The sequence below is a fragment of the Croceitalea vernalis genome, from assembly GCF_031846405.1.
Classification (GTDB): Bacteria; Bacteroidota; Bacteroidia; order Flavobacteriales; family Flavobacteriaceae; genus Croceitalea; species Croceitalea vernalis.
On the sequence record NZ_JAVRHU010000003.1, the window covers coordinates 457,805 to 474,027 of the forward strand.

Annotated in this window: 14 protein-coding genes and 1 tRNA gene; 5 read left to right on the forward strand and 10 right to left on the reverse strand. The window is 34.8% G+C overall.

What is annotated here, in order from left to right; translation table 11 throughout:
* Position 1: 1 nt before the first annotated feature.
* The 3 genes from pdhA to porV form a co-directional block, all read right to left on the reverse strand.
* Positions 2-1,000, reverse strand: coding sequence for a pyruvate dehydrogenase (acetyl-transferring) E1 component subunit alpha (pdhA, locus tag RM520_RS12540; RefSeq protein ID WP_311386022.1), 999 nt, complete (start codon positions 998-1,000; stop codon positions 2-4).
* A gap of 81 nt (positions 1,001-1,081) precedes the next feature.
* Entirely contained in the window at positions 1,082-1,570 is a 489-nt protein-coding gene (gene cdd, locus RM520_RS12545; RefSeq protein ID WP_311388228.1) for a cytidine deaminase, read from the reverse strand.
* 83 nt (positions 1,571-1,653) lie between these two features.
* The gene (gene porV / locus RM520_RS12550; protein ID WP_311386024.1) at positions 1,654-2,796 is read right to left on the reverse strand and encodes a type IX secretion system outer membrane channel protein PorV; all 1,143 of its coding nucleotides are present in this window, start codon (positions 2,794-2,796) and stop codon (positions 1,654-1,656) included.
* Between the two features lie 365 nt (positions 2,797-3,161).
* Here porV and gldJ point away from each other — a divergent pair, with 365 nt between their 5' ends.
* The 4 genes from gldJ to RM520_RS12570 all read left to right on the forward strand — a co-directional run bounded on the left by gldJ (position 3,162) and on the right by RM520_RS12570 (position 7,574).
* Positions 3,162-4,823 carry a gliding motility lipoprotein GldJ gene (gldJ, locus tag RM520_RS12555; protein ID WP_311386025.1) on the forward strand — a complete coding sequence of 554 codons (1,662 nt, stop codon included), beginning with the start codon at positions 3,162-3,164 and terminating at the stop codon, positions 4,821-4,823.
* Positions 4,824-4,888: 65 nt separating this feature from the next.
* Positions 4,889-6,163 (forward strand): UDP-N-acetylmuramoyl-tripeptide--D-alanyl-D-alanine ligase, encoded by a 1,275-nt coding sequence (locus tag RM520_RS12560; RefSeq protein WP_311388229.1) that lies wholly within the window; start codon positions 4,889-4,891, stop codon positions 6,161-6,163.
* A gap of 79 nt (positions 6,164-6,242) precedes the next feature.
* Positions 6,243-6,614 (forward strand): thiol-disulfide oxidoreductase DCC family protein, encoded by a 372-nt coding sequence (locus RM520_RS12565; protein WP_311388230.1) that lies wholly within the window; start codon positions 6,243-6,245, stop codon positions 6,612-6,614.
* A gap of 156 nt (positions 6,615-6,770) precedes the next feature.
* Positions 6,771-7,574, forward strand: coding sequence for a hypothetical protein (locus RM520_RS12570; RefSeq protein WP_311388231.1), 804 nt, complete (start codon positions 6,771-6,773; stop codon positions 7,572-7,574).
* A gap of 50 nt (positions 7,575-7,624) precedes the next feature.
* Here the strand turns inward: RM520_RS12570 and RM520_RS12575 are convergent.
* Positions 7,625-7,699, reverse strand: a tRNA-Val gene (locus RM520_RS12575).
* 27 nt (positions 7,700-7,726) lie between these two features.
* Complete coding sequence (locus RM520_RS12580) at positions 7,727-8,137, reverse strand: 6-carboxytetrahydropterin synthase (RefSeq protein ID WP_311388232.1); 411 nt, start codon at positions 8,135-8,137, stop codon at positions 7,727-7,729.
* A gap of 135 nt (positions 8,138-8,272) precedes the next feature.
* Between RM520_RS12580 and RM520_RS12585 the strand changes: the two genes are divergently transcribed.
* Positions 8,273-10,099 carry an arylsulfatase gene (locus RM520_RS12585; RefSeq protein ID WP_311388233.1) on the forward strand — a complete coding sequence of 609 codons (1,827 nt, stop codon included), beginning with the start codon at positions 8,273-8,275 and terminating at the stop codon, positions 10,097-10,099.
* A 19-nt stretch (positions 10,100-10,118) separates the two neighbouring features.
* Here RM520_RS12585 and uxuA read toward each other — a convergent pair whose 3' ends face one another.
* The 5 genes from uxuA to RM520_RS12610 form a co-directional block, all read right to left on the reverse strand.
* Positions 10,119-11,279, reverse strand: a complete 1,161-nt coding sequence (uxuA, locus tag RM520_RS12590) for a mannonate dehydratase (protein WP_311388285.1) — start codon at positions 11,277-11,279, stop codon at positions 10,119-10,121.
* A 36-nt stretch (positions 11,280-11,315) separates the two neighbouring features.
* The gene (locus RM520_RS12595; RefSeq protein WP_311388234.1) at positions 11,316-12,629 is read right to left on the reverse strand and encodes a gluconate:H+ symporter; all 1,314 of its coding nucleotides are present in this window, start codon (positions 12,627-12,629) and stop codon (positions 11,316-11,318) included.
* A gap of 77 nt (positions 12,630-12,706) precedes the next feature.
* A complete protein-coding gene (locus RM520_RS12600) occupies positions 12,707-13,420 on the reverse strand; it encodes a gluconate 2-dehydrogenase subunit 3 family protein (RefSeq protein WP_311388235.1) in 714 nt (237 codons plus the stop codon).
* Between the two features lie 2 nt (positions 13,421-13,422).
* Entirely contained in the window at positions 13,423-15,144 is a 1,722-nt protein-coding gene (locus tag RM520_RS12605) for a GMC family oxidoreductase (protein ID WP_311386033.1), read from the reverse strand.
* Positions 15,145-15,167: 23 nt separating this feature from the next.
* Positions 15,168-16,037 (reverse strand): AraC family transcriptional regulator, encoded by an 870-nt coding sequence (locus RM520_RS12610; protein WP_311386034.1) that lies wholly within the window; start codon positions 16,035-16,037, stop codon positions 15,168-15,170.
* Positions 16,038-16,223: the final 186 nt, after the last annotated feature.

The window sequence follows — 16,223 nt, forward strand, 5'->3', positions numbered from 1 at the left end:
CTTAGAGTTTATGTTTTAAAAATGGATAGTCTTCTTGTTCGTAAACCATATCATATAATTGTTGTACTGGCGGAAATTCTGATTCTTCAGCAAATTTTTCACATTCCAATACTAAGCTTTTGACTTTTTTATCAATAGCTTTTAAATCATCTTCAGAAGCATACTTCTTTTCTAGAATCACGTCTTTTACCTGCGTGATTGGGTCAATTTTTTTGTATTCTTCAACTTCAGCCTTAGTTCTATAATGCTGAGCATCTGACATTGAATGACCACGATAACGATAAGTCTTCATTTCTAAGAATGTTGGACCACCACCTGTTCGTGCTCGCTCAACAGCTTTATCAACTTCCTTGGCAACAGTAACAGGGTCCATACCATCTACTTGAGCACATGGCATTTCATAACCCAATCCTAATTTATAAATATCAGTTGAATATGACGTTCTTGCTACAGACGTTCCCATAGCATACCCGTTATTCTCACAGATAAATACAACAGGTAATTGCCAAAGCATTGCAAGATTAAAAGATTCATGCAAAGAGCCTTGTCTTACAGCACCATCTCCCATATAGCACAAGGTCACATTATCACGTTTAAAATATTTATCAGCAAATGCCATACCAGCACCTAAAGGAATTTGTCCCCCAACGATACCATGACCTCCATAGAATCGGTGTTCCTTTGAAAATATATGCATGGAACCACCCATACCTTGTGATGTACCCGTAACCTTTCCATAAAGTTCTGCCATAACCCTTTTTGGGTCAACACCCATACCGATTGGCTGTACATGGTTTCTGTAAGCAGTAATCATTCTATCTTTAGTTAAATCCATTGCGTGCAATGAACCTGCTAAAACCGCTTCTTGACCGTTATATAAATGCAGAAAACCTCTAACTTTTTGTTGTATGTAAACTGCCGCTAGTTTATCTTCAAATTTGCGCCAAAACAACATCTCTTCGTACCACTTAAGGTAAACCTCTTTTGTGACTTTTTTCATCAATAGGTATGTTAAATAAAATTACCCTGTTTTTGGGAAAAACAAAAATAGGGATATATCTCTTTTTGAGAAAAATTTGGATTAAGAATCACTCAAAAAAGAATTATTAAATGCTAAAGGCAAAATGTCTGCTATAGCACTACATTTAAAAATCTGCCCGCTTTCACCTCTCATAATCACGCTAATTGGGCTTTTTTGTTTATACTCATACTCAGCAATAGCTTGACGACAATTACCGCATGGACCAGCAGGTTCTTTTACTTCATGCTCTAAAGATGTTGCACTAATAGCTATACTTTTAATAATTTGATTGGGGTAATTTGCCCCAGCATAAAAAATTGCAACACGTTCTGCGCACAATCCTGATGGATATGAAGAGTTCTCTTGATTATTACCCAACACTATTTCACCATTACCTAAAAGAATTGCAGCTCCTACTTGAAATCTTGAATATGGAGCATAAGCTTTATTTCGTGCCGTAACCGCCATTTGCAATAGATTGGCTTCTTCTTTTGCAAGCTCCTTCTCCGTTTCAAAAACGCTTAGTTCAAAAGCAATTTTCTTTTTCAAATTAAATACAATTAAGTAATGGTCTAAAATAAGAAAACCCCGACGCAATGTCAGGGTTTTACAATGAATTTAAATATTTCTTATTAATCGTTATAAAATTCTTCTCCAAAATTAAATGTTAAAGAAAAACGCAACGTATTCTCTAAAGGATTTCTTACTTGAGAGGTAGAAAACAAATAGGATAAATCAACTTGTGCCGACTTGAATTTAAAACCTGCTCCTAAAGTGAAAAATTGTCTTGCACCTTTATTAGGGTTTTCATTAAAATATCCTGCTCTAAACATAAAAGCATCTTGATATTTATATTCTGCGCCTAAAGACCAAGTAACTTCTTGAAGTTCTTCACTAAAACCATCTGGCGCATCACCAAAAGATTCAAACACACCATTAAAGAAACTAATATTATTGTATTCATCATTATCCTCAGCATCAATATCGCCATCACCGTCAAAATCTCGAGGAGTTGGCACTAGTAACTTATTGAATTCAGTGTAAAGCCCTAAAACATTGTCTTGGTCTAAGATAAAATCAAACCCACCACCAAACTTTAAATTGGTTGGCAAAAAGTTTTGTTGGCCTCCTTCATCATATTGAATTTTTGCCCCAAGGTTAGAAATATTAAAACCTGCTCTCCAACGTCCATCAAAAGAGTTATAAGCAATTTCTCTAGAACGATAAAAACCAGCTACATCAACTGCAAAAGAATTTGCTGCTTGAGAATCTTGTTGTCCGTCTTGAAACCTTAAGTTCGAACTAATAAAGCGACCACCAACTGCCATTGAAAAGGTAGGGCTTAGCTTTAAAGAATATGAACCATCTAAAGAAAATTCATTAGGCTTTACAATTGTAGGTGTTTCATCAATTGTTTGTCTTAATTCAATTTCACCAAGACCAAAATATTTTATTCCAAAAGCGAAAGCACTTTGGTCATTTAACTTATTGTAGATACTTGCATTTAACAACGAAATATCTGTAACGATACTTTCTAAATAAGGTGTATAACTAACACCTATACCCATTTTCTGAGTTGCAAAGGCATATTTTGCCGGATTCCATTGTTGAGAAAACGCATCTACTGAGGTAGCAACACCCATATCACCCATACCAGCAGCTCTGGCATCGGCGGCTATATTCAAAAAGGGTACGGCTGTTGTAATAGTACGTTCTTGTTGTGCAGATACTTTAACGATAAAGCATAAAGCAATCAAAAGAATTAACTTTTTCATTTTTTTCATTTAAATTTTAAAGTGGTCGAAGGTCTTAATTAGTTAACAAATGCTAAAATAATTTAGACGTATTACTCTTAAACGAGCTTTTCATCGAATTCTTATACCCTAATCCCGAATTTTCGATAAAAAGAACCACATAATTATTCCGTAAGGTTGTTAAAGCAATGAACTCACCATACTATATCTCTTTTTCGTGCGTTATTTGGTAAGATAGAACTGGAAATAAAATTTGGACATAAAAATTTTCATTTTATAAAATATTGTATCCATCTTTTCGTTCTATTGCCGAAAGTGATTCAAATCAAATAAAACTAAAGTGCCGATATATTAAGTTTAATCGGTTTTGAACTCAAGTCCTAATTATGAAAAAATACTTTTTAAAAGTTGTACTTTCTTTAGCTGTGATAGGTGGAACAATGTCGAGTTGTAAAAACTCTTCATCATCATCTTCTAAAAACGTCTCAAGAGCTACAGGATGGAAAATTAATGCCAAGGAAGGCGGTTTTCAGTACAATTCTAGTTTCAAAGAACAAGAAACACCTCCAGGAACTGTCTTTATTGAAGGTGGTACCTTTACTAAGGGACAAGTTCAAGATGACATCATGCATGATTGGAATAACTCTCCAACCTCTCAGCATGTTCAGTCATTTTACATGGATGAAACTGAAGTTACTAATGTAATGTATTTAGAATATTTAGATTATTTGAAGGCTGTATACCCTCCAGAAAATCCTATGTATGAGAATATTTATAAAGGTGCTTTACCAGATACTTTGGTATGGAGAAATAGATTAGGTTTTAACGAAACTATGACTAATAGTTATTTACGCCACCCAGCTTATGCAGAATACCCTGTTGTCGGCGTTAACTGGATTCAGGCCACTCAATACGCAGAATGGAGAACTGACCGTGTTAACGAAGCCACTTTAGAAAGAGAAGGTTATTTAGCTAAAGATGCTAAATACCAGGTTCTTAATGGTGAAATAGGTGGGACTTTTAGTACAGAAGCTTATTTAAACAACCCAGAATCGGTATATGGCGGACAAATTGATTCACTTCAAGGAAATCAAAAGAAAGATTCTATTAATAATTTTGCTAAACGAAGCAGTGGAATTATAACACCAGAATACCGTTTACCTACTGAAACGGAATGGGAATATGCTGCCCAGGCCTTAATTGGCAGCAGAGAATACAATAATTATAGAGGTAGAAAAAAATACCCTTGGGAAGGTGACTACACTAGAAACGGACAACGTTTAGGTCGTGGTGATCAATTGGCAAACTTCAAACAAGGAAAAGGAGATTATGGCGGAATCGCAGGTTGGTCTGATGATGGTGCTGATATTACTGGTGAAGTAAAATCATACAAACCAAATGATTTTGGATTATATGACATGGCCGGTAACGTATCTGAGTGGGTTGCTGATGTATATAGACCGATTGTGGATGATGAAATTAGTGATTTCAATTACTACCGTGGTAATATTTATATGAAGAAAGCAATTGGTGAAGATGGCAAGGTTCAAATTTTAAGAGACTCAGTCGTTTTTGACACCTTACCTAATGGTAAAGTAGTTGCAATGAACTTACCAGGTGAAATTAAAATGGTCGCTGTTGACGAAGAAGAAACCTATTTAAGAACTAACTTTTCTTCTAGTGATAACAGAGGTTATCGTGATGGAGATGCCGGATCTTCAAGATTCTTCCAAAGATTTAGTGATGAGGAGTCGGACAACAGAAAAATGTATGATTCTCCAAAGCACAAAGTAGATCGTGACTCAACAGGAAAATTATTACGTCAATATGATACTTCTAATTATAGAACTTCATTAATTAATGATGAAGTACGAGTATACAAAGGAGGGTCATGGAGAGATAGAGCTTTCTGGTTAGACCCTGCACAACGTCGTTATTTGCCGCAGTATATGGCAACTGATGATATCGGATTTAGATGTGCAATGTCTAGAGTTGGTTCTAAATCAAAAACAAAGAACAAAACAGTTCGTCATAAGAAAACGAAATAGTGTTTTATTTAAATAAAATTAAAAGCCCTTAGCTTAACTGTTAAGGGCTTTTTTTATCTTCGATTATGGATTTAGCCGAATTGCACAAGATTTTTTTACAGCACCCCAATGCCTGCACAGATACTCGAAAAATAGAGAAAAACTGTATTTACTTTGCTCTTAAAGGACCAAACTTTAATGGAAATAAATTTGCCAAAGATGCATTGAATAAAGAAGCTGCATATGCAATTATCGATGAAGAACAATTCCATATAATAGGCAAAACCATTTTGGTAGCTGATGTTTTAAAAACACTCCAAAATTTAGCCTCTTACCACCGAAGTCAAAATAGAGCAAAAATCATATCACTCACAGGTAGCAATGGTAAAACCACTACTAAAGAATTAATTTATTCAGTACTCTCAAAGAAATATAAAACTATTGCAACTGAAGGTAATTTAAATAATCATATTGGTGTTCCGCTTACACTTTTAACGATAAAAGAAGATACTGAAATTGCAATTGTTGAAATGGGTGCTAATCATCAGAAAGAGATTGAATTTTTGAGCTCTATTGCACAACCAGATTTTGGCTATATCACCAATTTTGGAAAAGCTCATTTAGAAGGATTTGGAGGTCTTAAGGGTATAATTAAGGGTAAAAGCGAATTATACGATTATTTACTCAGTAATAAAAAACATGTTTTTCTTAATGCTGATGACAATATTCAAGAGCAAAAACTTTCACATTACATTAAAAAATTTGGTTTCAGCGAAACTAATAAGCAATACTATCCAATAAAATTTTTAGATGCCAATCCATTAGTCAGTTTAGAGTTCGAGAATATCATTGTAAGAACTCAATTAATTGGCTCCTATAATTTCACAAATTGCGCTATTGCCATTTTAATTGGCAAATATTTCAATGTCTCAAAAACAGATATCAAAGCGGCGATTGAAGGTTATGAGCCAAAAAACAATAGATCTCAACTCATCAAAAAAAATGAACACCGCATTGTTCTTGATGCTTATAATGCTAATCCTAGTAGTATGAAAGCCGCCTTAGAAAGTTTTTCTAAACTAGATTCAGAAAACAAAATTCTTTTTTTAGGTGATATGTTTGAACTTGGTAAAACGGCTTCTGATGAACACCAAGCTATTGCGAGTTTAGCACTCAAAATGGGGTTTGAAAATACTTTTCTTATTGGAGAAAATTTTTTTAACGTTGCTACTTCATTTCAAAAATTTAAATCTTTTGAAGATCTTAAAAATTATTTAAAAACGATAATCTTAAAGCCTTCCTCTATACTGATAAAGGGATCTCGTGGTATGGCTTTGGAACGTATAATAGAAAATCTTTAAATCTTAAACTTTTCTAAAACTTATTTTTTCTTGAAATGAATTTTAGCCTTTTCCGACCTAAGGGGCATATTTAAATGTCATGAAAGAGAATATTATAATTTTTGATGGGGAATGTAGTCTATGTAATGGTGTTGTAGGATGGTTGTTAAAATTTGCACCTACAGATAGTTTCAGTTTTGTTGCATTTCAGTCGTCTTACGGTCAAAATCTTTTACACACATATGGATTTCCAAAAAAGGAACTAACTACGGTCATTTTAATTAACGAGGCTGGAGCACATACACATTCTGATGGTTTTTTGAAGATAGTTGCTCAAATACCGGAATGGAGATTCGTTGCTGCCTTACTTGCCTTTATTCCTCGAATAATTAGAGACGCTATTTACAATTTAGCATCTAAGAACAGAATAAAATGGTTCGGAAAATCAAAAACATGCGCTATAGGGTTTTAACAGAAGTTGAGGATTGCTACCGAAATTCAAATCTTTGAAATTTTGGTTTCAATTACAAAATTCATTCAATAGTTGTAATTCACGACGTTTATCGAAAAAACAAGGTTTTTAGCAATATGGTTTTAAATCCATGCGTTCTCTAAGAAACCTACTTATATGAGAACTCTAATTCGTACAATTCTAATATTTTCAATTGCTTTTCAATCTTGTAGCATAGATGAAGAAACCGTTAATCAAATAAGCCAAGAAAATTCTGAAGAGTCTTCTGATGATTCCGCTGAGGAAGTAGAAACTGGAAGTGATGAAGAATCTTCGGAGGACGGAAGCAACTGTCCTGAAAATATCGGATTTCTGTTTGAAGAAGCAAACGGCCTTGTCTCAATCGAATTTGAGGATAATGAATTTCCTGATGGATGGGTCTTAAAAAATGATGTTTCTGGTGTTTCTGGTACTGGTTATATGCAATGGGAGGGTAATCCTAGTTTAGGGAATCCAGGCACTGGTATGATTACATTTCCGATAAGAATTAGCAATGCCGGAACATATAGGTTTACTTGGAGTTCTTCTTACAGAAAAGGGGATAATGGCACAGAACACAATGATACTTGGCTAAGATTTCCTGATGCAGATGATTTCTATGGGAAGAAAAATGATGGAAGTATCGTATACCCAAATGATTCCGGAAAACAACCAAATCCAAATGGTTCATCAAAAGATGGGTGGTTCAAGATATATCGTAGCGGAGATAATAATGAATTTAAGTGGCAGGCAAGGACTTCCGATAACGATGCCCATGATATCTACATTACTTTCGAGAATGAAGGGACTTATTTAATGGAAGTATCAGCGCGTTCAGATTTTCACGCCATTGATAGAATATTAATGCATAAAGATGAGATATCCAATAATGATGCAATAGAGCAAGCGGAAAATTTTAGTGCAAAAACAGTCTGTGATTAAAAAAGACCTTCGTAAAATAAAATATTCATTCTTGTCCTGAAGGATTAAAGTGGAGTATACTGGATTCGAACCAGTGACCTCTGCCCTGTCAAGGCAGCGCTCTAAACCAACTGAGCTAATACTCCAATAAGTTTCGCAATATCGTAAAAATGTTACCAATCACCATATTCTGCTGAATTCTTTTGTGTTTCATGCAATGTAATTTGAAGTAACTGGCTTACATCCAATTCAGGCTTTAAAATATCATAAATTATTTTGACAAAATATTCAGTTGACGGCAAAATGTCTTCAAATTCAGGACAGTCTTCATTAAGGTTTTTATGATCAAAACGATCTTCAACTTCTTCCTTAATCAATTTACCCAAAACAGCTAAATCCATCACAAAACCAGTTTCTGGATTTACCTCACCGCGTATTCTAACCTCTAAATCAAAGTTATGGCCATGATAATGAGGGCTGTTGCATTTGCCAAAAACCTTCATGTTTTTTTCATCACTCCATTTAGGGTTATGTAAACGATGTGCAGCATTAAAATGTGCCTTTCTACAAATTGTAGCTATCATATTTTATCAATAAAAGTGCAAATTTAATTTAAAATTCACTCCTGAATTAATTTAGTCAAGAAAATGACAAAATAGTATTTAAAATTAGAAAAGACTTCAAGTAATTTTAAACCAACTTTTAAATCAAAGTCATACATGAAAACTAATAAACATTTTTTTTTTGGTTTATTGGTGGTTTTATACTCTTGTAATACTCAAACTGAAAAAGTATTCGTAAAACCTAACGTTATTATCATTCTGACTGACGACCAAGGCTGGGGTGATTTGAGTTTTAATGGGAACACAAATTTGAGCACCTCAAATATTGATGCTATTGCATATGAGGGAGCAGTTATGAAAAACTTTTTTGTACAACCCGTATGCTCACCAACAAGAGCAGAGCTCCTTACAGGTCAATATTTTCCTAGGCTTGGAGTTTATGCAACATCTGCTGGTGGAGAACGAATGGATTTAGGTGTACCAACAATTGCTGAAATTTTTAAAAACTCGGGGTATCAAACTGCTGCCTACGGTAAATGGCATAATGGTATGCAACCACCCTATCATCCAAATTCAAGAGGATTTGATGATTTTTATGGTTTTTGTTCTGGACATTGGGGAAACTATTTTAGTCCTATGTTGGAGCATAATGGCAAAATAACCAAAGGCGAAGGTTTTTTGGTGGATGATTTAGTTAACCACGGAATAGATTTCATTTCAGAGAACAAAGATGAGCCATTCTTTTTATATCTACCTCTAAATACACCTCATAGCCCGATGCAATCTCCAGATCAATATTGGGCTAAATTTGAAAATAAACAGCTAGTAAAGAAATACCAAGGCTCAGAAGAAGAAGATGAACAATTTACTAAAGCCGCCTTAGCTATGGTAGAAAATATTGATTGGAATGTGGGGCGATTGAATACTTATTTAGAAGAATCAGGGCTTCAAGAGAATACCATCATAATATTTATGTCTGATAACGGGCCTAACGGATGGCGTTGGAATGGCCATATGCGCGGTAAAAAAGGGTCAACAGACGAGGGTGGTGTTAAATCTCCATTCTTTATTAAATGGCCTAAGAAAATTGAGGCAAATAGCTCTTCTCAACAAATTATGAGCTCAATTGATTTATTACCAACCTTAAGTAGTTTGGCGAACATTTCTCTGGCAGATAGCATTAAATTAGATGGAATTGATCTTAGCAAGAATTTATTACATAGCGAATACCCTTTAAAGGACAGAGTTGTATACAACCACTGGAATGGCAATACAAGTATTCGCACACAACGTTATCGTTTAGACCAAGAAAATAGGCTTTACGATATGGAAGTTGACAATGCCCAGAAAAATGATATCTCAAGTGAACTAGTGCTTATTAAAGATTCTTTAGTTAACCTAAAAACCAACTGGGAAAAGGAAGTAAAAGTTGCAGTTTTTGCTAGAGAAGAATCTAGCTCCAATTTGTTACCGGGAGAAATAAGTAAAAGTATTAAACCCAAAGAAAAAAGACTTTTCCCAATTGGAGCGAAAGATTTTCCATTCACCCAATTACCGGCACGAGATGGTATTGCTCATGGCACAATCAAAAGAAGTAATCGTTGGCCAAATGATTCCTTTTATACGAATTGGACCAGTATCAACGACTCTATAACTTGGGATGTGAAAATTTTAGAAAGTGGGACTTTTGAAGTATTCCTTTATTATACTTGTAAAGTCGAGGACATTGGAACCGAATTAGAGCTCACTTTTAAGACTTCAAAGATTACTCGGAAAATCATCGAAGCCCATGACCCACCATTGATTGGTAAAGAAAAGGATAGATCACCGCGAATGGAATCTTATGTTAAAGATTTCACTAAAGTCAAAATGGGAAACATAAAATTAGACAAGGGGTCCGGAACTTTAGTTTTAAAGACGATAGACATACCAGGAAACCATTCTATTGATTTTCGTCTCTTGAATTTTAAAAGTATAAATTAGAGTTTTTCCAGAATATTGATCAATCCAACATGGCAATGATACCTTTTTCTAGCCCTCGTAATTCGGCCAATCCTTTTAAACGTCCAATTGCTGAATATCCAGGATTGGTGTTTTTAAGAAGGTCATCCAAAATTTGATGACCATGATCAGGTCGCATAGGAATGTTAACTTGGCGTTCTTTAGATAATTCTATTATTGTTCTTACAATAGCTGTCATATCAGTACTTCCCTGTAAATGATTTGCCTCATAAAAACTACCATCTTCTTCCAGAGTCACATTTCTTAGATGTAAAAAATTGATTCTATCTTTAAAATTATTTAAAATAGCTATCAAATCATTATCCTTTTTTGCTCCTAAAGAACCCGTGCAAAAGCATAATCCATTTGACGGGTTAGCAACCTCATCAAACAAAAAAATTAAATCTTTATGCGAACTAACAACACGTGGTAAACCTAAAATATCGAATGGTGGATCATCAGGATGTATGGCTAATTTCAAGCCTAAACTATCAGCTAGCGGACATAATTCTTTTAAAAAGAATACCAAGTGACTTCTTAATCGTTCAGCATCAAGTTGTTTGTATAAATCCAAATGCTCTTGAAACTGATTTAAAGTAAAACTTTCTTCGCTACCCGGCAAACCAGCTATGATGTTTTGCTGCAATTCATATTTTTCATGTAATGACATACTTTTAAAGTAATAATCAGCTGCAGCAATTAATTCTTTTGAGTAATCGTTTTTAGCGTTAGGTCTATTCAAAATAAATGCATCAAAAGCAATAAGCGCTTTCAAATCAAACCGTAATGCTAAAGAACCTGTTTTGAGTTTGAATTTTAAATCAGTTCTAGTCCAGTCTAAAACTGGCATAAAATTATAAGTGACATTGAAAATTTCGCAAATCGCTAAATTTTTTAAAGATTGTCTATAGTTTTGAATCAACTCAATAAAATTACCTGATTGGGTTTTTATATTTTCATGTACTGGAATACTCTCTACAACTGACCAAACGAGCCCGGCATCTTCAATTCTCTTTTTTCGACGTAAAATATCCTTTATGGGCCATACCTCACCATTGGGTATGTGATGTAAAGCACTTACTACACCTGAACAACCTGCTTGTCTAATATCATTTAAACTTACTGAATCCTTTGGACCATACCATCTCATGGTTTGTTCCATCCTAAAAAATTCATTGGTTGTACTCATTAAGAATATTTAAACAAAAGCATCTAACAATAATACCATGGAGATTCCGACCAAACCAACGATAGTCTCCATTATAGTCCAAGACTTAAAAGTATCTTTTAAACTTAGATTAAAATACTCTTTATACATCCAAAAACCAGCGTCGTTAACGTGAGAAAACATTAAACTACCTGCGCCAATTGCTAGTACCATAAGATTTGGATTAGCACCTGTTGTAGCAATTAAAGGAGCAATAATACCAGCGGTAGTAAGCCCAGCAACTGTAGCAGAACCCAAACTTACTCTAATAATTGTAGCCATAATAAAACCTAAAATCAGTGGATTGACGTCCCATCCACCTAATAAATCAGCAATATCACTGCTTACACCGCTGTCAATAAAAATCTGTTTTAAAGCACCTGCTCCAGCTACTATTAATAAAATCATGGCCACATCTTTCACGGAATCTGCATAGCCATCCATAATGCTTTTCATTTTCACTTTTTGATGAATACCTAAGGTATAAGTTGCAATAAGCAATGAAATAAGCATTACAGCTATTGGATCTGCTAAGAAGGCAAAAAGACCATCTAAGGTTGCATTACCGGTAGATAGATAAGGTAAGACCGAAGACCCCGCCAATAAGAAAACCGGGAGTAAAGCTGTTACAAAACAATTAATTCCGCTGGGTAAATCTTCAGTGGCAATTTCCTTGGGAATAAATGTTTCAAGTGGGTAAGACTCTATACCTTTTAGAGTTTTCGCGAAAAATGGTCCAGCAATCACCATACAAGGTATTGCAACGATAAATCCATATATTAAAGTAGTGCTGAGGTTTGCACCGAAAAGGTCAACTAAAGCAGTTGGTGATGGGTGTGGTGGCAAAAAACCATGGGTAACCGATAATGCCGCTAACATTGGAATACCAATATAAACTGCAGGGAGTTTATATTGATAAACTACTGAAAATATTAAAGGGACTAATAATACAAAACCAACATTATAGAAAAGTGGAATACCCACTATGAAACCAGTAATAAGCAGCGCCCATTGAATATATTTTTCACCAAAAGATTTCATTAACACTTCAGAAATCTTTTTAGCAGCACCACTATCAGAAATTATTTTACCGAACATCGCCCCTAAACAGATTATTATAGCGAGAGAGCCCAGCATACCGCCAATTCCTGTTTTTAAGGATTGGGAAATATCACCAAGAGGAATTCCGAGCAGAATACCAGCCAAAATAGAGACAATTAAAAAAGCTAAAAATGGATTAACCTTGCCCCAGGTAATCAATAAAATAAGGACTAAAACACAAAAAACAACTGCTAAAATGGTCATTGAAATAATTTAAATGCGTTACTATTCTAAAATCAATAAGAGGTACTTAACTGCTGAGCATTCTTCATAAAATAACTTTAAGTTAAAAGATTACCTTTATCATCCCACTCGGCAATTACACCACGCTTGGATTGATCTACACATTTTGCTAACCATTCAGGATCATATGCAACACCGTGTTGGTCTAGAACATCTTGAGGTACGCCATCCCAAACATTTGGCATATTACCTTTATATCCTAAATCTGCAATACCGACTTTAGAAGTATAATAACCACAAACTGTTAAGTTTCTCATTAAAGCAAAAAACTGGATTTCAAGCGGTTGCTCATCTAAAGGCACTTCAGGGTCATGCCAACAAATTTGATCACATATCTGCTGTTGTTGTTCTAACGTCGCTAACTTAAATTCAATACCAAACTCCGTATTTGATTTATGATCTAACCACATCAAACCTCCTAAAAGAGTAGGTTTTAATTCTGGAATATCTTTTCCCATAAATTCCACAAATTCTGGAACATCTGCTTCTAATGGTCCTCCGTTTGGCTCTTGAGGTGGCAAAATCACAGTGCTTAAAACACCAACTGTTTCTAGTTCGTGGGCATTAAAAAGTTCTTCAGCATTCAATTTTTCAATTCGTTCTAACTCCTTTGGTGTTCGCCCGAAGTATTTTTCATCAACATTTGCCAAGGCTTCTTCCGAAGTAGAACCATCTGCTTTACAACCATGAAAAGCTAGTGCGGAAGCACCAGCACCAAGGATAATGGTTTGTATACTTTTTCTTCTATCCATGATTAAATATTTTGTTGTTTTAATTGTTCAATGATATAATCTGAAGCGCGCCATGACAAGGCCAAAATAGTCCAAGTACAGTTTTTATCTGCTTGTGATACAAATGGTCCTGCATCTACAATAAATACATTGTCCACATCATGTAATTGATTAAACTTATTTGTAACCGAAGTTTTTGGATCATCACCCATCCTCGTAGTTCCTACTTCATGGATAATTTGACCAGGAGCAAGCAAGCCATAATTACTTTCTTTTCCAGGTTTATCACCTAGAGGATGACCTCCCATATTATAAATTAACTCTTCAAAAGTATCTTGCATATGCTTAGCTTGTTTCTTTTCAAGATCAGACCATTTATAATTAAACTTAAGAACAGGAATACCATATTCATCAAGTGTAGTAGGGTCTATTTCACAATAATTATCTTTTCGAGCTATACCTTCACCTCTACCACCAAATCCAACAACTGATCCATAATACTTTTTAACATCTTCTCTTAAACTAGCACCATAACCTCCAACTTTCAAACCAAAGAATTTATTAAAATCATTAACATTAAAACCGAAACCATAATTAGGTTGCCCCATTCCACCCCAGACTTCAATGTGGTAACCACGAGGGAAATCAAGTTTTGAATTATCACCCCACCAAGGCGAATATACATGCATACCGCCTACACCGTCTTCGTTATAAGATGTTTTTCGATTCATTAAACCTGGTATAAAACCTGCAGCACTTGCACCAGTAGAATCATGTAAATATTTACCAACCAAATCGCTACTATTGCCCAATCCATTAGGATGCTGCTTGCTTTTTGAGTTTAACAATATTCTAGCAGAACTACAGGCAGAAGCTGCCAACACCACAACTTTTGACTTTAATTTATATTCTTTTCTATCCTCCTTATTAATATATGAAACACCAGTTGCTTTTCCTTCTTCATTTGTTGTTACTTCTCTAACCATGGCATTTACGTAAATTTTCACTTTACCACCGTTCTTTTGAGCGGGAAAAATTAAACAACTACCAGATGAAAAATCTGCATAAACAGAACAAGACCGAGAGCATTGGCCACAATAAAAACAGACTCCACGATCATTATTGATTCTTTTAGTTAACATAGACATTCTTGAAGGGATAACCGGAATGCCTGATTTTTTTGCTCCATTGATGTAAAAAAGCTCATGAAGTCTTGGTTTTGGCGGAGGAAGAAAAAATCCGTCTGGGTCATTCTCCATGCCCTCATTTGTTCCAAAAACTCCAATTAATTTATCAACTTTATCGTAGTAAGGTTTAACATCGTCATAGCCTATAGGCCAATCTTCACCCAATCCATCTCTTGTTTTTCCTTTAAAATCTTTCGGACCAAAACGAAGTGAAATTCGGCCCCAATGATTGGTTCTTCCGCCTAACATGCGTGAACGCCACCACTTAAACTCAGTACCCTCTTCAACTGTATAAGGTTCACCGTCCACTTCCCAATCACCGTATGACATGTCCCATTCTCCAAAAGCCCGGTCGGTTCCGGCACCTCTTCTTGGTGACTCGTAAGGCCATTTCATTTGAGTCATTGTTTTAGGATCTGCTGGGTCAAAATAAGGGCCAGCCTCCACTACTGCCACATTAAGGCCAGCATCGGCTAATTGTTTAGTTGCCATTCCACCTCCGGCTCCGGAGCCTACAATAATGACATCAAATTCCTCTGAATCTTCAATTATCTGCATGTTCTAATTTTTATAAAATTGATTTACTGAATCCTAGTCAATCTGTAAAATTCTTTACGATACTGACTCGGAGTACATCCTTTTGTTTTTTTAAATATTCTATTAAAATTGGCAATGTTGTAAAATCCACATTTATAGGCAATTTCAGATATTCCATCTTCTTCTTCAGCCAACATGCGAGAAGCGTTTTCAACCCTTACTTCATTCAAATATTCTACAAATGTTCTTTCTGTACTTTTCTTTACAAACCTATTGAAGGAAACTTTACTCATGTTCAACATACTTGACACTTGATCAAGTGTTATTTTACTGGCATAATTCTCTTGAATAAAATTGTAGAAGAGTTTAACTCTATTGCTATTGTCAAAATCACTTCTTGATGTTTGTGAAACCGATAACAAACGTTGATGTGATGTTGTTGAAAGGTCATAAAGAATGGAAAACATTTCTAAAAAATATTCTATCCCTTCTAGTTCTGAAACCTTCATAATACGAGGAGCAATTTTTTTTGCCTCACTTTTATCAAATAAAATACCATGAACCGACTTTTCCATCATTTCACGAAAAGGTTTCATGATACTACGTCTAGTTAAATTTTCTTCAAATAAATCGTTATGAAATTGAATCGTTACCTCATGGACGCTATTCTTACATTTATCCATTTTCCACCCATGGTATACATTTGGCCCTACTAAAACCAATTCATAGTTATCAACCTCTTCAATATTAAAACCAACTGTTCGTTGCATACCCTTTCCATCAAGAATGAAATTTAATTCTAGTTCAGGATGAAAATGAATAGGATAATCAAAGGTGTCTCTAAAGCGATCTATAACCAAAAAACTGTCTTGTGGAGACAGCGCTGTAATCTCTCTTTGATATTTTTTTAACATACGAAAACGTTTGAAATCTGATATTAATACTATTTTGTCATAAAAAACAACAAAATTTTTGACGTCTCAAAATAAATAATACCAATAAGCCCTAAAGTTTGTTAAAAATTCAAAGATTCTACAAATTAAATATCACAAAATTCAACATTAGCTACTGATTTTGTTTAGATAATAGTTAAATAAATT